This window comes from Streptococcus sanguinis (genome assembly GCF_003943655.1).
Classification (GTDB): domain Bacteria; phylum Bacillota; class Bacilli; order Lactobacillales; family Streptococcaceae; genus Streptococcus; species Streptococcus sanguinis_F.
On record NZ_RJMM01000014.1, the window covers coordinates 44,745 to 60,393 of the forward strand.

17 protein-coding genes are annotated in these 15,649 nt (G+C 41.7%); 12 read left to right on the top strand and 5 right to left on the bottom strand.

Going from position 1 to position 15,649, the window contains the following annotated elements; genetic code table 11:
* Nucleotides 1-118 precede the first annotated feature (118 nt).
* The 8 genes from lacA to lacG all read left to right on the top strand — a co-directional run bounded on the left by lacA (nucleotide 119) and on the right by lacG (nucleotide 7,592).
* The gene (gene lacA, locus D8886_RS07150; RefSeq protein ID WP_009659075.1) at nucleotides 119-544 is read left to right on the top strand and encodes a galactose-6-phosphate isomerase subunit LacA; all 426 of its coding nucleotides are present in this window, start codon (nucleotides 119-121) and stop codon (nucleotides 542-544) included.
* A 16-nt stretch (nucleotides 545-560) separates the two neighbouring features.
* Entirely contained in the window at nucleotides 561-1,076 is a 516-nt protein-coding gene (gene lacB / locus D8886_RS07155) for a galactose-6-phosphate isomerase subunit LacB (protein WP_002894723.1), read from the top strand.
* Between the two features lie 12 nt (nucleotides 1,077-1,088).
* Nucleotides 1,089-2,018: a tagatose-6-phosphate kinase gene (locus D8886_RS07160; RefSeq protein ID WP_125434812.1), complete on the top strand. Its 930-nt coding sequence runs from the start codon at nucleotides 1,089-1,091 to the stop codon at nucleotides 2,016-2,018.
* 3 nt (nucleotides 2,019-2,021) lie between these two features.
* Nucleotides 2,022-3,002: a tagatose-bisphosphate aldolase gene (gene lacD, locus D8886_RS07165; protein ID WP_125434814.1), complete on the top strand. Its 981-nt coding sequence runs from the start codon at nucleotides 2,022-2,024 to the stop codon at nucleotides 3,000-3,002.
* Nucleotides 3,003-3,198: 196 nt separating this feature from the next.
* On the top strand, nucleotides 3,199-4,032 hold the full coding sequence (locus tag D8886_RS07170) for a PRD domain-containing protein (RefSeq protein ID WP_125434816.1): 834 nt from the start codon (nucleotides 3,199-3,201) through the stop codon (nucleotides 4,030-4,032).
* A gap of 46 nt (nucleotides 4,033-4,078) precedes the next feature.
* Entirely contained in the window at nucleotides 4,079-4,396 is a 318-nt protein-coding gene (locus D8886_RS07175) for a PTS lactose/cellobiose transporter subunit IIA (RefSeq protein ID WP_002894735.1), read from the top strand.
* Nucleotides 4,396-6,102 carry a lactose-specific PTS transporter subunit EIIC gene (locus tag D8886_RS07180; protein ID WP_125434818.1) on the top strand — a complete coding sequence of 569 codons (1,707 nt, stop codon included), beginning with the start codon at nucleotides 4,396-4,398 and terminating at the stop codon, nucleotides 6,100-6,102. The genes D8886_RS07175 and D8886_RS07180 overlap by 1 nt, the downstream gene beginning before the upstream one ends.
* 83 nt (nucleotides 6,103-6,185) lie before the next feature.
* The gene (gene lacG / locus D8886_RS07185) at nucleotides 6,186-7,592 is read left to right on the top strand and encodes a 6-phospho-beta-galactosidase (RefSeq protein WP_008809446.1); all 1,407 of its coding nucleotides are present in this window, start codon (nucleotides 6,186-6,188) and stop codon (nucleotides 7,590-7,592) included.
* A 54-nt stretch (nucleotides 7,593-7,646) separates the two neighbouring features.
* Here lacG and D8886_RS07190 read toward each other — a convergent pair whose 3' ends face one another.
* Both D8886_RS07190 and D8886_RS07195 read right to left on the bottom strand, forming a co-directional pair.
* Entirely contained in the window at nucleotides 7,647-7,856 is a 210-nt protein-coding gene (locus D8886_RS07190; protein WP_002894739.1) for a helix-turn-helix domain-containing protein, read from the bottom strand.
* A 12-nt stretch (nucleotides 7,857-7,868) separates the two neighbouring features.
* Nucleotides 7,869-8,396 (bottom strand): DUF2975 domain-containing protein, encoded by a 528-nt coding sequence (locus D8886_RS07195; protein WP_002905069.1) that lies wholly within the window; start codon nucleotides 8,394-8,396, stop codon nucleotides 7,869-7,871.
* Nucleotides 8,397-8,959: 563 nt separating this feature from the next.
* On the opposite strand from D8886_RS07195, the gene D8886_RS11925 reads away from it, so the two are divergent.
* Nucleotides 8,960-9,109 (top strand): DUF3592 domain-containing protein, encoded by a 150-nt coding sequence (locus D8886_RS11925; RefSeq protein WP_080555524.1) that lies wholly within the window; start codon nucleotides 8,960-8,962, stop codon nucleotides 9,107-9,109.
* Between the two features lie 121 nt (nucleotides 9,110-9,230).
* Here the strand turns inward: D8886_RS11925 and D8886_RS07205 are convergent.
* The 3 genes from D8886_RS07205 to D8886_RS07215 form a co-directional block, all read right to left on the bottom strand.
* A protein-coding gene (locus D8886_RS07205) for an IS3 family transposase (protein WP_125434820.1) occupies nucleotides 9,231-10,582 on the bottom strand; the annotation gives its coding sequence in 2 pieces (ribosomal slippage) (nucleotides 9,231-10,141 and nucleotides 10,141-10,582; 1,353 coding nt in all).
* 76 nt (nucleotides 10,583-10,658) lie between these two features.
* Nucleotides 10,659-11,855 carry a ferredoxin reductase family protein gene (locus D8886_RS07210; RefSeq protein WP_009659101.1) on the bottom strand — a complete coding sequence of 399 codons (1,197 nt, stop codon included), beginning with the start codon at nucleotides 11,853-11,855 and terminating at the stop codon, nucleotides 10,659-10,661.
* A gap of 158 nt (nucleotides 11,856-12,013) precedes the next feature.
* Nucleotides 12,014-13,228 (bottom strand): DUF2974 domain-containing protein, encoded by a 1,215-nt coding sequence (locus tag D8886_RS07215; RefSeq protein WP_125434822.1) that lies wholly within the window; start codon nucleotides 13,226-13,228, stop codon nucleotides 12,014-12,016.
* A 149-nt stretch (nucleotides 13,229-13,377) separates the two neighbouring features.
* On the opposite strand from D8886_RS07215, the gene D8886_RS07220 reads away from it, so the two are divergent.
* The 3 genes from D8886_RS07220 to D8886_RS07230 all read left to right on the top strand — a co-directional run.
* On the top strand, nucleotides 13,378-14,064 hold the full coding sequence (locus D8886_RS07220; protein ID WP_125434824.1) for a response regulator transcription factor: 687 nt from the start codon (nucleotides 13,378-13,380) through the stop codon (nucleotides 14,062-14,064).
* Nucleotides 14,048-15,028, top strand: a complete 981-nt coding sequence (locus tag D8886_RS07225; RefSeq protein WP_125434826.1) for a sensor histidine kinase — start codon at nucleotides 14,048-14,050, stop codon at nucleotides 15,026-15,028. The genes D8886_RS07220 and D8886_RS07225 overlap by 17 nt, the downstream gene beginning before the upstream one ends.
* Nucleotides 15,029-15,048: 20 nt before the next feature.
* Nucleotides 15,049-15,649 (top strand): P-loop NTPase fold protein (locus D8886_RS07230; RefSeq protein WP_221762839.1); only part of this gene is annotated, 601 nt, incomplete at its 3' end.

A 15,649-nucleotide genomic window follows, 5' to 3' on the forward strand; every position in this document is an offset into this window, starting at 1 on the left:
AATAAACAAAAATCTGTTGACAAATAACTTTTAAAGGAGTATAGTATGCTTATAGGAAACAGAAAGTGTTTTTTATAAACAATATTCTGTGCAAAAAATCAAACAAAGGAGAATGCTCATGGCAATTATTATTGGAGCAGATGCTGCTGGAAGCAAGCTGAAAGATGTGGTCAAGGATTTTCTCGTCGGAGAAAACTTTGAAGTGGTGGATGTGACGAAAGAAGGTCAAGATTTTGTTGATGTGACCCTTGCAGTTGCGGCTGAGGTGAATAAACAAGAGGAAAATCTTGGTATTGTCATTGACGCTTATGGTGCTGGTCCATTTATGGTAGCGACCAAAATCAAAGGTATGGTAGCGGCGGAAGTCTCAGATGAACGCTCTGCCTACATGACTCGCGGCCATAACAACTCTCGCATGATTACAATGGGAGCTGAAATCGTTGGTGAAGGTCTGGCTAAGAACATTGCCAAAGGCTTTGTCAATGGGAAATACGACGGTGGCCGCCACCAAATCCGGGTCGACATGCTCAACAAGATGTGCTAAGAAAAGGAGAAATCAAATGAAAATTGCAATTGGATGTGACCATATCGTTACCAATGAAAAAATGGCAGTCTCAGATTTTCTAAAATCAAAAGGCTATGAAGTTCTTGATTTTGGTACTTATGACCATACTCGTACTCACTACCCAATCTTTGGTAAAAAAGTAGGGGAAGCAGTCGTTAGTGGTCAAGCGGATCTTGGTGTTTGTATTTGCGGTACAGGAGTCGGTATCAACAACGCTGTAAATAAAGTTCCTGGTGTTCGTTCAGCTTTGGTACGTGACATGACTTCAGCTCTCTATGCTAAAGAAGAGCTCAACGCCAACGTTATCGGTTTTGGCGGAAAAATCACTGGTGAGCTCCTTATGTGTGACATCATTGAAGCTTTCATTCATGCGGAGTACAAGCCAACTGAAGAAAATAAAAAATTGATCGCAAAAATTGAGCACGTTGAGACTCACAATGCTCATCAAACAGATGCCAACTTCTTTACAGAATTTCTTGAAAAATGGGATCGTGGAGAGTACCACGACTAGTGAGGTAGCCAGATGATTCTTACAGTGACCATGAATCCTTCTATCGATATTTCCTATCCTTTAGAAGAATTGAAAATAGATACTGTTAATCGTGTTGCGGAAGTCAGTAAAACAGCGGGCGGCAAAGGCCTCAACGTAACCAGGGTCTTGGCAGAAATTGGAGACAATGTCGCTGCGACGGGACTGATTGGTGGGACTAATGGAGAGTTCTTATTACAAAACCTTCATCCTAATGTTAAACAATGCTTTTATAACATTTCAGGAGATACGAGAAACTGTATTGCTGTCTTGCATGAAGGTAAGCAAACAGAAATCCTGGAAGCCGGTCCGACTATTACAGCAGATGAGGCGAGGGATTTCCAAGAACACTTCCGGTCTTTGATGGCTGAGGCAGATGTTGTCAGTATCTCGGGAAGTCTACCAACCGGTTTACCTGTTGAATATTATATTCAATTGGTTGAAATTGCTAATCAAGCTGGTAATAAGGTGGTGCTGGATTGCTCTGGGGCAGCTCTGGAAGCTGTACTTAAATCAGAAGTGAAACCAACTGCCATCAAACCAAATAACGAGGAACTTTCTCAGTTATTGGGTCGCGAAGTTTCCAAAGATTTGGATGAGTTAAAAGCTGTCCTTTCAGAACCGCTCTTTGATGGAATCGAGTGGATCATCGTATCACTCGGTGCAGATGGAGCTTTTGCTAAGCACTGGGATACTTTCTATAAAGTAGATATTCCTAAAATCCAAGTGGTCAATCCAGTTGGCTCTGGAGACTCAACTGTTGCAGGGATCTCTTCAGCCTTGAGTCATCAAGAAGATGATGTCTCTCTGCTCAAAAAAGCAAATGTTCTGGGCATGCTCAATGCCCAAGAAAAAATGACTGGTCATGTCAACGTTGAAAACTACGATGGCCTATACAATCAAATCACAGTAAAAGAGGTATAAAGAATGGTATTAACAGAACAAAAACGCAAGTACATGGAAAAACTTTCTGATGAGAATGGCATCATTTCTGCTTTGGCATTTGACCAACGCGGTGCTTTGAAACGCCTTATGGCTCAACACCAGGAAGCAGAACCAACAGTAGCTCAAATGGAAGAACTGAAAGTTTTGGTCGCAGAAGAGCTAACTCCTTATGCTTCATCTATGTTGCTGGATCCTGAGTATGGACTGCCTGCTACTAAGGCTTTGGACAAGAAAGCTGGCTTGCTATTGGCCTATGAAAAGACAGGCTATGATACTTCAAGCACCAAGCGCCTGCCAGACTGTCTGGATGTTTGGTCTGCAAAACGCATCAAAGAACAAGGTGCGGATGCAGTGAAATTCCTTCTTTACTATGACGTAGACAGTTCCGAAGAACTCAACCAACAAAAGCAGGCTTATATCGAGCGTGTGGGTTCTGAGTGTGTGGCAGAAGATATTCCATTCTTCCTTGAAATCTTGGCTTACGATGAAAAGATTGCGGATGCTTCCAGCGCTGAGTATGCTAAAGTCAAGCCTCATAAGGTTATCGGAGCTATGAAGGTCTTCTCTGATCCACGTTTCAACATTGATGTCTTGAAAGTGGAAGTTCCAGTCAATGTTAAATACGTTGAAGGCTTTGGTGATGGTGAAGTGGTGCATACTAAAGAACAAGCAGCTGCCTTCTTCAAGGAACAGGATGAGGCAACTAACCTGCCATACATCTACTTGAGTGCGGGTGTATCTGCGAAACTCTTTCAAGAAACTCTTGTGTTTGCTCATGAGTCAGGTGCTAACTTCAACGGTGTTCTTTGCGGACGTGCGACTTGGGCTGGCAGTGTCAAAGACTACATTGAGCAAGGTGAAGAAGCAGCTCGCAAGTGGCTTCGTACAACAGGATTTGAAAATATTGATGAGCTCAACAAGGTTCTTCAAAAAACAGCTACCTCTTGGAAAGAAAGAGCCTAAAATTTGTTAAAAAATAAATAAAGTAAGGGTTTACATTCTGCGACTGATATGCTATAATGAAATCAGAAATTGAATAGGGTGAGCGTTACTAAGTTGGATTAGGCGTGACCGCAAATAAATTGAGGGAAGATATAGCCTCGGTTTGTTTGTGGTCTTTTTGTTTTGCCAGAACCCTAGAAAATGAAGAGGAGGAGATATGTATCGAATCATACATCCTATGAACAACAATGTTGCTCTAGCCAAACATGAAAATGGTGAAGAGGTTGTTCTGATTGGCAGTGGCATAGCTTTTAATAAAAAGAAGGGTGACATCGTTCTGGAAAGTAAGATTGAGAAAATCTTTCGCCTAAGAACGGAAGAGTCTAAAGAAAACTTTGTGGCCTTGCTCAAAGATGTTCCACTGGACTTTATCACAGTGACCTATGATGTGATTGATACCCTTTCTAAGAAGTATGATTACCCTGTCCAGGACTATATCTATGTCACGCTGACGGATCACATCTACTGTTCATATCAGGCTCTGCAGCAGGGGCGGTACAAGGAGAGTGACCTGCCAGATGCTTCGGACAAATACCCTGTCCCTTATCAGATTGCTCAGGAAGCGGTAGCCATATACCGCGAGCGGTTGTTGGATAATTTCCCTAGCGACGAGGTCAATCGCATTGCCTATCACTTTATCAATGCCGAAGGGGAGACCAATCCCGAGGGGCAAAGTCACTTGGGCAAGCGAAAAGATATTCTGGCTGCAGTTGAAGCAGAGCTGAAGAAAAATGGCATTAAAAGAAGTGCAGAAAACAGCAATTTTTATGACCGTTTTATGATTCACCTGAACTACTTTTTAGACTATCTGGACAGAAGCCGTGATGACAATGTTTCCCTGCTGGAAATGGAAAGTCAGATTCAGATGACCTATCCTCAAGCCTATCAGGTCGGAAGTGATATTTACCAAATTATTGCCCAGAAGACGGGAATTGATCTCTACCGCAGCGAACGGGTCTACCTGGTGCTGCATATTCAACGTCTTTTATAAATAGAAAATAATAACATTTTACATAAGAATACAAGGAGGAACTCTCATGAATAGAGAAGAAGTAACATTGCTCGGTTTTGAAATTGTAGCCTACGCTGGTGACGCTCGCTCCAAGCTCCTAGAAGCTTTGAAAGCAGCAGAGGCTGGGGATTTTGCTAAGGCAGACGCCTTGGTAGAAGAAGCCAATGGCTGTATCGCCGAAGCACACCATGCTCAGACCAGTCTTTTGACAAAAGAAGCGGCTGGTGAGGACTTGGCTTACAGTGTGACCATGATGCACGGTCAAGATCACTTAATGACTACTATTTTGCTAAAGGACATGATGCACCATTTGATTGAATTATATAAAAGAGGAGTAAAATAATGAACAAACTCATCGGACTTATTGAGAAAGGGAAGCCTTTCTTTGAGAAGATTTCTCGGAATATCTATCTCCGTGCCATTCGGGATGGCTTTATCGCTGGTATGCCAGTCATCCTCTTCTCATCTATCTTTATCTTGATTGCCTATGTTCCAAATGCATGGGGCTTCCATTGGTCTAAGGACATTGAAACTTTCCTAATGACCCCTTATAGCTATTCGATGGGGATTCTGGCTTTCTTTGTGGGTGGGACCACTGCCAAGGCTTTGACAGACTCTGTCAATCGCGACCTGCCTGCTACAAACCAGATTAACTTCTTGTCTACTATGCTGGCTTCTATGGTCGGCTTCCTCCTCATGGCAGCTGAGCCTGCCAAGGAAGGTGGCTTCCTGACTGCCTTCATGGGAACCAAAGGTCTTTTGACAGCTTTCATCGCAGCCTTCGTTACGGTTAATGTCTACAAGGTTTGTGTAAAAAATAATGTCACCATCCGCATGCCAGAAGAAGTTCCACCAAATATCTCTCAAGTATTTAAAGACTTGATTCCATTTACTGTATCAGTTGTTCTGCTCTACGGTTTGGAACTGCTTGTTAAAGCAAGTCTGGGAGTAACGGTTGCTGAATCCATCGGAACGCTTCTTGCTCCGCTTTTCTCAGCAGCTGATGGCTATCTGGGAATCACTCTTATCTTTGGTGCTTATGCTTTCTTCTGGTTCGTAGGAATTCACGGTCCGTCTATCGTTGAGCCTGCCATTGCTGCCATTACTTATGCCAATATCGATGCCAACTTGGCTCTGGTACAAGCTGGTCAGCATGCGGATAAGGTCATCACTTCTGGTACTCAAATGTTCATCGTTACCATGGGTGGTACTGGTGCGACCTTGATTGTTCCATTCCTCTTCATGTGGATCTGTAAGTCCGAGCGTAACCGTGCAATTGGTCGAGCATCTGTTGTCCCAACTTTCTTTGGTGTCAATGAGCCTATTCTCTTTGGTGCTCCAATCGTACTGAATCCGATTTTCTTCATTCCATTTATCTTTGCACCTATCGCAAACGTATGGATTTTCAAATTCTTTGTTGATACTTTGAACATGAACTCCTTCTCAGCCAACCTTCCTTGGGTGACACCTGGACCTCTGGGAATTGTGCTGGGTACCAACTTCCAGCTTCTGTCCTTTGTTCTTGCAGCCCTTCTGGTAGTGGTGGATGTGATTATTTACTATCCATTTGTCAAGGTTTATGACGAACAAATCCTAGAAGAAGAACGTTCCGGCAAAGCTAACGATGCTCTGAAAGAAAAAGTAGCAGCTAACTTTAATACTGCTAAAGCAGACGCTATCCTTGAAAAAGCAGGAGTGGATGAAGAAGCTCCATCTCAAAACAATATTAGCGAAGAAACCAATGTTCTGGTGCTCTGTGCAGGCGGTGGTACTAGTGGATTGCTGGCCAACGCTTTGAATAAAGCAGCAGCTGAATACAATGTTCCTGTCAAAGCAGCAGCTGGCGGCTACGGTGCTCACCGTGAAATGTTGCCTGAGTTTAATCTCGTTATCCTGGCTCCTCAAGTTGCTTCCAACTTTGAAGATATGAAAGCGGAAACAGATAAATTAGGCATCAAGCTAGCTAAGACTGAAGGTGGCCAATACATCAAGCTCACTCGTGATGGTAAAGGGGCGCTTGCCTTCGTTCAGGAGCAATTTAACAACTAAATCTGTTTATTTGAGATGAAGCAACTTGATAAGAATGTCATCAAGCTTGCCTTCATCTCAAATGCTATTGAAAGGAAAATAAGATGACAAAAAGCTTACCTAAAGATTTTATTTTCGGTGGTGCAACAGCGGCCTATCAAGCTGAGGGAGCAACTCACACAGATGGAAAAGGACCTGTTGCCTGGGATAAATACCTAGAGGATAACTACTGGTATACGGCAGAACCTGCCAGCGACTTTTACCACAAATACCCTGTGGATCTGAAATTGGCTGAAGAGTATGGTGTCAATGGCATTCGAATCTCCATCGCTTGGTCACGGATTTTCCCGACAGGCTATGGCGAGGTCAATCCAAAAGGTGTAGAATTTTACCATAATCTTTTCGCAGAATGCCACAAGCGTCATGTAGAACCTTTTGTGACCCTTCACCACTTTGATACACCAGAGGCCCTTCATTCAAATGGAGATTTCCTTAATCGGGACAACATTGAGCACTTTGTGGACTATGCGGCTTTCTGTTTTGAAGAATTTCCAGAAGTTCGCTATTGGACGACTTTCAATGAAATTGGCCCCATTGGTGATGGTCAGTATTTAGTAGGAAAATTCCCTCCGGGTATCCAGTATGACTTGGCCAAGGTTTTCCAATCCCATCACAATATGATGGTCTCTCATGCCCGTGCTGTTAAGCTTTATAAGGATAAGGGCTACAAGGGTGAAATCGGTGTGGTTCATGCACTTCCGACAAAATATCCTTATGACCCAGAAAATCCAGCAGATGTCAGAGCAGCAGAGTTGGAAGATATTATTCATAACAAGTTTATCCTAGATGCGACTTATCTGGGGCACTATTCAGATGTAACTCTGGCAGGAGTAAATCACATCCTTAAAGTCAATGGTGGCCAGCTGGATCTGCGAGATGAAGACTTTGCAGCTCTAGAAGCAGCTAAAGACCTCAATGACTTCCTTGGCATCAACTACTATATGAGTGATTGGATGCGCGACTTTGACGGTGAAACAGAAATTATCCATAACGGAAAAGGCGAAAAGGGAAGCTCCAAGTACCAGATTAAGGGTGTGGGACGCAGAGAATCTCCAACCCATATTCCGAAAACTGATTGGGATTGGATTATCTATCCGCAAGGTCTTTATGATCAGATCATGCGGATTAAGAAAGATTATCCAAACTACAAGAAGATTTATATCACAGAAAATGGTCTGGGTTATAAAGATGAATTTGTGGACAATACAGTTTACGACGATGCTCGGATTGATTACGTCAAGCAGCATCTGGAAGTTTTATCCGATGCGATTGCGGACGGGGCTAATGTCAAGGGCTACTTTATTTGGTCTCTGATGGATGTCTTTTCTTGGTCTAACGGTTATGAAAAGCGTTACGGCTTATTCTACGTAGACTTCGAAACGCAGGAACGCTATCCGAAGAAATCCGCTCACTGGTATAAGAAACTAGCTGAAACACAAATGATTGAATAGGCAAAAAAAACTCCTATCCTTAGCTAAATGAAATCGGCTAGGACGGGAGTTTTTTTATTCTTCATCATCTGTAAATTCTAGGATATCCCCGGGCTGGCAATCAAGGGCCTGACAGATAGCATTGAGGGTGCTAAAGCGAATAGCCTTGGCCTTGCCCGTTTTGAGGATGGAAAGGTTGGCGTTTGTGATGCCGATGATATCGGCTAGTTCTCCCAGTTTCATCTTTTTCTTGGCCAGCTGAACATCAAGATTAACGATAATCATGATAGCAGCCTCCTAGATGGTAAATTCATTTTCTTCAGCTATATCAATCCCTTTTTCCAGAATTTTCATCATCAGCCAAATAATCAGAGCACCCAAGAGAGGTGTAAAGCTCATACTGGCGTTAAAAGAGAAGGGGAGGGCGATGAGATTGCCTGAAGCAGCAACCTTAACGGAAAGAAAGGTCAGAGCCAAAAAGACTTTCCATGCCTTATCAGCTAGTTGCGTGTTTGATGAATCAAAAATCTTTCCACCAATCAAATTTTTGATGAAATTACGAGCAAGATAGATGAGATAAATAGTCAAAGAAGCTGTGAGAAGGTTTATAACAAAGGCTAGAATACTCCACCAATTTGAAAAATCAACTGAGGGCAGAAATTGAACATTGAGCTTTATTCCAAACCTGTCGGAAAGACCGGTGTAAGAAATCACACTTAGGATAGTAAGAAACACCAGAATAGCAGCATAACCCACTATGATAAGATTCAGAAGAGTAACGATATCTTTGAGCAAAGAATTATTTTTTAATTCAATCTTTTTCATGATGCTTACCTCTATCGAAAATCAGCCGGCAGTAGATTTTCTTTTCCTTTTATTCTTATTATAATTTATTTTTTATTGTATTTCAAGAAAAATATATCGAAAAACGATAATTTTTATAAAGTCAAAAAGCTATCCTATAGAGACTTTGGTATCGATGAAAATTTTGATACAATATGTATTGAATATCAAAGTAACGAAGGAGATAGTAATGAATCCTATGATTACGATTGTGGTGCTTGGGCTACTCTGGCTAGTCATTGTTTTTCCACTCTATCTGCACTACCGAAAAGAAATTTCTATTAGAAGTAAATCTACATCTTTAATATCAGGCAAAGTATAGGATAGAACAGTTCTATCTATAGTCGCTATGGCGAGCCACCTCAGGTAGCCTTGCCTCTTGTAGAATATACTGTCCGTGGAAAACAATATCGAAAAAGTCTTAAGTATAAACAGTTTATCCCTGCCTCTTCAGGAAAAATCCAAAAAGATGTTTTTTCAAGTGACTATGTTTACGGCTCGGATAGGAGTCTAGATTTGAAAAAATATTTCCCATCGGCTCAGGTATGACGGTCTATTATAATCCTAAGAATCCAGAAGAGGCATATGTTGAGCGCTGCATCAGCAATGAAAAGTATTTTAAATATTTGTTTATCGGATTTTCTATTTTCTTTCTCATTCTGATTGGAATTAATCTTTTCCGTATATTTTTGTAGTTTGAAAAGTCTATTTTTGGATATTGAGGGATATAACATTGATCTTTTTCAAAATCTGTTGAATTCAAATAGACTAAAAAAGAGGATTGAATGTACTGACCCCAAAAAGTTAGACAATTAATTATTGAAAGGATTTAGTTCTGTATTGCACAGGGCTAAGTCCTTTTAGTTTGACTTTGATTCGTTTGTTATTGTAGTAATCAATGTAGTCCACAATAGCTTGCTCAAGGTCTTCTAAAGACCTAAAGTTCTTCTCATAACCGTAAAACATCTCAGACTTAAGAATGCCAAAGAAGGACTCCATCATGCCGTTGTCTGGGCTGTTACCCTTGCGTGACATGGATGGCTGAATTCCCTTATTCTCTAGAAACCGATGATAAGAATCATGTTGGTATTGCCAGCCTTGATCGCTATGGAGAATCGTATTCTCGTAGTGTTTCTCTGTGAATGCCTGTTCCAACATGGTCTTCACTTGTTCTAAATTTGGTGAAGTAGAAAGATGATAAGCGATGATTTCACTGTTATATCCATCCAGAACAGGGGATAAATAGAGTTTCTGCCTGCTTGCTGGAATGGCAAACTCTGTCACATCCGTATAGCACTTTTCCATTGGCTTGGCTGCTTCAAACTGGCGTTGAATGAGATTCTCTGCTTTCTTGCCAATCTCTCCTTGGTAGGAAGAATACTTCCGTTTTCGACGAATTCGAGCCGTTAAACCAAGGACTTTCATCAGCCGTTGGACCTTCTTATGATTCACCACGAAGCCATGATTTCTTAATTCAAGAGTAACTCTCCGATAGCCATAATTTCCTTTATGCTCACTATAAATGGCCTGAATTTCAGCTTTAAGTTCTTGATTCTTATCTGGTTGATCTAGCTGTTTTAAGTGATAGTAGTAAGTTGAGCGAGCTAAATGTGCCGTTTCAAGAAGTAAATCTAATCGAAATCCTCCTGAAACCATTTCTCTAACTGTCTCTGCCTTTCTCGCTGTAAGGCTTCGTCCCTGTCTTCTAGCTCTTTTAACTTTTTTAGGTAGGCCACCTCAGTACGTAGACGCTCATTCTCCTCTTGAAGTCGCTCTAATTCTGTCATTTCTTCCCAAGTTTTCTTCCGTTTACGTCCCATTTTAGCTGGTCTCCCTCTTGTTTTCTCAACAATAGTATACCCGTTTTTCTTGTATTGTGCCAGCCAATTTGGAAGTAATCCACTACTTGGAAGAGCATAATCCAGAGATACGCTTAGTTGCGAACGACCTTCAATCAAAACCTTATTGATGATTTCTTGTTTTAATTCAGGAGAGTAATAACGGTTTTTCCCTTTTTTGACACTATCTATTCCGTAGCGATCAATCAATCGAATTAAGTAGTCAAGATTTGAAAGGTTCATCCCATATTTTTCTGAAAGTCGCTTTAAGCTGATTCCTTGTTTTCTTAGTTCATAGATTCGAACTTTATCCTCATAAGTTAATTTCATTTAAAAACACCCCAAAAGTTAGATTTTTTCTGTCTAACTTTTGGGGTGCGGTTCAGAACTCCTCTTTTTGGTTTCTTTATTTAAATTTAAAGCCTTCATAGACCAGATCTGCTTTAGGATTGGTCTTTTTAAATTCGTTGGCTAGCTTCTCCATCATCTTGACAGGGCCGCACATGAAGACGGTGGTTTGGTTATCCAGAGGATAATTCTTGAAGTCTAAATAGCCGGAGACCTTGCTATCGACCAAATGAAGATCAAACTGCGGATTCTTGGCTGCGTAGTCTTTGAGTAGGTCTAGGTAGACTGCATTTTCAGCTCCAGTGTAAGCATAGTAGAAGCTGACTGGACGATTCAGATTAGGATTTTCTCGGATATAGGAGATGAAGGGCGTAATGCCAATCCCACCAGCAATCCAGATTTGTTTTTCCTGCCCTTGGTCCAGAATCATGTGACCATAAGCTCGGTCAATGGTGACCTTGGTTCCCTCTTGGATCTTGTCATAAAGTTTCTTAGTGTGATCGCCAGAGTTCTTGATAGTAAAGTAGACGATATTGTCATGGCCGCCAGAGATAGAGAAAGGATGTGGCGCTTGTTCAAATCCTTCTTGGAAAATCTTGACGAAGGCAAACTGACCGTACTGATAGTCTAGCTTTTGACTGAGTTGGATTTTCAACTCCACGGTATCGTGGTTCAGTCGTTTGACCTGCAGAATTTTCCCCAGATGTCGAAAGGCCAAACTTTGATAGAGGAAGATGATATAAAAGCCAGAAGCTAAACCGATGATAGCGTAGAATCCGACTACGAAGCCTAGCAAGGTCGGTGTCAGGAGTCGACCGCCCATCAGCATATAAGCGTGAAAGAGACCAAAGATATAGGCCAGATACACAAAGCGGTGAATCCAGCGCCAAGCCTCATATTTGATGTGCTTGCCAAGATAGGCCACCAGAACAATACTGACAAAGAGATAGATGCCGACATTTCCAAGCTGGGCTGCCAGATGAGAGCCCCAGAGACTGCCACCCATGGCAACATTGTGGAGAGCAAGCAGAACGACGGAAAAGATAGCTGTAAACTTATGATAGGCGTACATCTTTTCGATGCCATGGAACCATTTTTCCAATAGGGCGTTCCGAGTCGCAAGTAAAAAGGTCAGCGAGAGGGTAGTCAAGGCTAGACCAGGTACGATAAAGTTGGTCATCCCAGCTGAAGCCCAAGCATAGATAGTCAGGATTATGCTGACGGCGATAAGGGCGATTCCTTTGATAGATTTCATGATGGTTTCCTTTCTGATTTTTATTACTACTTAGTTGTAAATAGGTTTGTTACATTCTAACAAAGAAAAAACAAGCTGTCAAGATAAGAGCTTGTTTCTTTTTTGGTATGGATAGGACAAGTCTTCTGTTGGATAAGATAAAGAGGACTTTTACGATTTTACTCGTGAACTTCTGTAGCAGTCTCTTCCACTTTGTCAGTCTCAGACTGGCCAAAAGGCAACTGCTTGCTCCAGCGTGATAGGTTTTCTCGGATATCTTTGCCAATTTCAGAAAGATTAGGTATGCTAATGTCATCCTTCCAGCTTTGAACACGCATATTCAGCAGGAGCTTGGACAAGCGCAGCAGCATGTCACGTTCTTGGTCTGTTAGAGATTGAGCATTTTTCAGGATATCGAGAACTTTGTTAAAGTTTTCAACATTGGATAGTTCGTCGACAGACTGGATACCAGCATCCAAAATCAGTCCGAAAAAGAGGTCGAAAAAATCTTTAAGTTCTTCATCTGAAACGGTGCTCACCCAATTTTTAAAAGTCTTGTCTATCTGCAGGCTCTCTGCATCTAATGTATCCAGCAATAGGAATGAGTTCCCCTTGATCTTCCACGAAAAGGTATCGTGCTGGGCAAAGCCGCCGATGGCACTGCTTTTGACAATCCTAGCTTCCTTAGGTGTTTCCAGCATTATGCCGACAATAGAGTTCTGAGGCAGGTAGCGTTTCATCCTTTCAACTATGGCCTGATAGCCATCGCTTTCGGTGACAGAGTGATTGAGACCGGGAGAATCATAACTGTAGATGGCTTCAATACGGTCTTGAAGCGACGTTTCCATCTGACTGGCTGCATAGGAAGCCAAGTTTCCTCCTTTGGAATGGCCGGTTAGGATAAAGTTACCGGGCAGATTTTCTAAGGCTTTCTGCAGGTAGCGGGCGGCCATTTTCTGAGCAGGGATTTGAGCCATATAGGTCATGTGGAAGTCTTCCTTCCAGCCAACAATGGAGTCGTCTGTGCCGCGAAAGACCAGGACATAGGTATCGGGCTTGATTTTGAAAATCAAGGCAGCGAATTGCTTCTGAATATCTTGGTCAACGTCATTGACATAGCCCATCAGTTTTAGATTTTTAAAGCGAGTAGAGGCTGCGGCCAAATCCAATAGTTTCAGACGATTTTTGCTGACCATCATGGAGAGGTCGCGCGGTACTTGATCGGCCAAATCCAGCAGTCGGCAGTCGCAGTAAGGGGACATGTCTTCATGCACTAGTTTGTCAAAAGGCAAGTAGGTCATCTCTGTCAGGATTAGAAGATCCAGTTCATTGAAAGGTTTATCATAAATGCTGTCATGCTGCACTTCTTCAAGGTAAGTAAAAATATTGCTCATGTTATATCTCCAATTTCTACTAGTTAGTATAGCATATTTTTCTGATAGAATTTCTCTTTTCCAGAAAAATCATACCTTAGACCGAGGATGATAAACAAGCAAGCGCATTTTTTGGTATAATGTTACTAGCAAGCAATCGGGAGGGAAAGATGCACAAGATTTTACTAGTAGAAGATGATCCAGTCATCCGTCAGATGATTAAGAAAATGCTGGAACAATGGGGCTTTCAGGTAGTGGCAGTCGAGGACTTTATGGATGTGCTGACTGTCTTTGTCCGAGAGGAGCCGCATCTGGTGCTGATGGATATCGGCCTGCCCTTGTTCAACGGCTATCATTGGTGTCAGGAAATCCGCAAGATTTCAACGGTGCCTATCATGTTTCTGTCTTCTCGCGATCAGTCCATGGACATTGTCATGGCTATCAATATGGGGGCGGACGACTATATTACCAAGCCTTTTGACAATAATGTCTTTCTGGCTAAGGTTCAGGGCTTGCTGCGCCGTTCCTATGAGTTTGGAAACGACCAGAGTCTCTTGGAGCATCAGGGTGTCATTCTCAATCTCAAGTCGACAGATCTGGTCTTTGATGGGAAAGTGGTGACTTTGACCAAGAACGAATTTCAGATTTTGCGGGTTCTCTTTGAGCACGCAGATGGTATCGTGGCGCGTGATGATCTGATGAAGGAACTCTGGAACAGTGACTTTTTCATCGACGACAATACCCTATCGGTCAATGTCGCTCGCCTGCGTAAAAAGCTTGAAGAGCACGGACTGAAGAATTTCATCGAAACCAAAAAAGGAATAGGATACGGTCTCATCAATGGACACACAGGATAAATTTTTCTTTCTTAAGTCTTACCTTTATTCACGGCGATTTTTTCTAGCTCTTTTGATTCTGCTGCTAGGCTTTATTCTGCTCTTTGCCTTTGTCTTTGATGCTTACCGCAGTCTGCTGGAATACGTTGCGCTCTTGCTGGCTTTTCTGTCTTTCTTGTTTATCGGAGCAGATGCTTGGACGTCCTATAAGGCTTATCGCAGCCAGAAGCTGCAAGCCTCTGCTCAGGCGCAGACTCCTCTAGAAAAGCTTTTGCAGGAAAGAGTGGAGGAGCTGGAGTACGAACAGAAGAATCAGCTCTTGGTTGAACAGGAGAAATACAATGATTTGCTTGATTACTATACTCTTTGGGTTCATCAAGTCAAGACTCCTATTGCTGCCAGTTCACTTTTGATTGGAGATTTGAAGGATAAGGAAGCTAAGTCTCAGCTGGAGCAGGAGCTCTTTAAGATCGAGTCTTACGTTCATCTGGTGCTCCAGTACCTCCGTCTGGAAAGCTTCCATGATGATCTAGTTCTGAAGCAGGAAAATCTGGCTGATTTGGTTAGAGAAGTAGTCAAGAAATATGCCCTTTTCTTTATTCAGCAAGGACTCAGCCTCAATCTTCATGATCTAGACTACACGATTGTCACTGATAAAAAGTGGTTTCTAGTGATTTTGGAGCAGGTCCTGTCCAATAGTCTTAAATACACCAAAGAAGGCAGCATAGAGATTTATTTTCATGAGGACAGACTCTACATCAAGGACACGGGTCTGGGCATTCAAAATTCTGATTTGCTGCGGGTTTTTGAGCGTGGTTTCTCAGGCTACAATGGTCGTCTGACCCAGCAGTCCTCAGGCTTAGGTCTTTATCTGTCCAAGAAAATTGCTGACCAACTGGGACACAAGATTGCTATAGACTCTCAAGTTGGTCAGGGAACGACGGTTTCCATCGCCTTTCCTGAGAAGAAATTGATCTTTGAGTGAAATTTAAAAGAGAATAGAATATGAAAGAATATATCAAATTTGAAAATATAGAAACTCCTGAAGCTGTGAACGGGTTTAGGGAATTAATAGAAGAGAAGAAGGAAGGTAGATACCAAACAATTTTTCTCAACGGAAAATGGGGAAGTGGGAAAACAACTTTCTTAGAAAAAGCGTCTGAGTCAAATAAAAAAGGTCGTAAATTTATTTACCTTAAATTGTGGGAAACTAGAGACGAGAGAACTGTAATACAAATTGCTTTTAAAGAATTACACACATTTTATTATTGGTTAATGAAATTATTTGTCATAGTTTGTGTTGTAATTTCTTTATTGTTGACACCAGCATTCAACATGGGATTATCTGACTTTTTATCAATTATTGTTTTAAAATGGATAATAGTAATAATTGCACTCTCAGTTTCTGTGGCACAGTTATTTAAAATCAAATCGGATAATTTTTATTTGGAGTTTTTTCATTTGTTAAATAGTGAAAAATTCTTCTTGAAAATGTTAACTTATTTTTCAAAACCTAAGGTACTTATTATTGATGATTTTGATAGAGTAGATCATAAGAAACAATTAGAAGCTTACAAACTGTTTAATATCTTACATGGGGTGTTGC

Excerpts from the sequence above, each read along its gene's own strand:
- D8886_RS07215 (WP_125434822.1), bottom strand. The coding sequence starts at position 13,228 with ATGAGCAATATTTTTACTTACCTTGAAGAAGTGCAGCATGACAGCATT.
- D8886_RS07160 (WP_125434812.1), top strand. The coding sequence starts at position 1,089 with ATGATTCTTACAGTGACCATGAATCCTTCTATCGATATTTCCTATCCT.
- D8886_RS11925 (WP_080555524.1), top strand. The coding sequence starts at position 8,960 with ATGACGGTCTATTATAATCCTAAGAATCCAGAAGAGGCATATGTTGAG.
- D8886_RS07190 (WP_002894739.1), bottom strand. The coding sequence starts at position 7,856 with ATGATTATCGTTAATCTTGATGTTCAGCTGGCCAAGAAAAAGATGAAA.
- D8886_RS07210 (WP_009659101.1), bottom strand. The coding sequence starts at position 11,855 with ATGAAATCTATCAAAGGAATCGCCCTTATCGCCGTCAGCATAATCCTG.
- lacG (WP_008809446.1), top strand. The coding sequence starts at position 6,186 with ATGACAAAAAGCTTACCTAAAGATTTTATTTTCGGTGGTGCAACAGCG.
- lacA (WP_009659075.1), top strand. The coding sequence starts at position 119 with ATGGCAATTATTATTGGAGCAGATGCTGCTGGAAGCAAGCTGAAAGAT.
- D8886_RS07225 (WP_125434826.1), top strand. The coding sequence starts at position 14,048 with ATGGACACACAGGATAAATTTTTCTTTCTTAAGTCTTACCTTTATTCA.
- D8886_RS07170 (WP_125434816.1), top strand. The coding sequence starts at position 3,199 with ATGTATCGAATCATACATCCTATGAACAACAATGTTGCTCTAGCCAAA.
- D8886_RS07175 (WP_002894735.1), top strand. The coding sequence starts at position 4,079 with ATGAATAGAGAAGAAGTAACATTGCTCGGTTTTGAAATTGTAGCCTAC.
- D8886_RS07180 (WP_125434818.1), top strand. The coding sequence starts at position 4,396 with ATGAACAAACTCATCGGACTTATTGAGAAAGGGAAGCCTTTCTTTGAG.
- D8886_RS07220 (WP_125434824.1), top strand. The coding sequence starts at position 13,378 with ATGCACAAGATTTTACTAGTAGAAGATGATCCAGTCATCCGTCAGATG.
- lacB (WP_002894723.1), top strand. The coding sequence starts at position 561 with ATGAAAATTGCAATTGGATGTGACCATATCGTTACCAATGAAAAAATG.
- D8886_RS07195 (WP_002905069.1), bottom strand. The coding sequence starts at position 8,396 with ATGAAAAAGATTGAATTAAAAAATAATTCTTTGCTCAAAGATATCGTT.
- lacD (WP_125434814.1), top strand. The coding sequence starts at position 2,022 with ATGGTATTAACAGAACAAAAACGCAAGTACATGGAAAAACTTTCTGAT.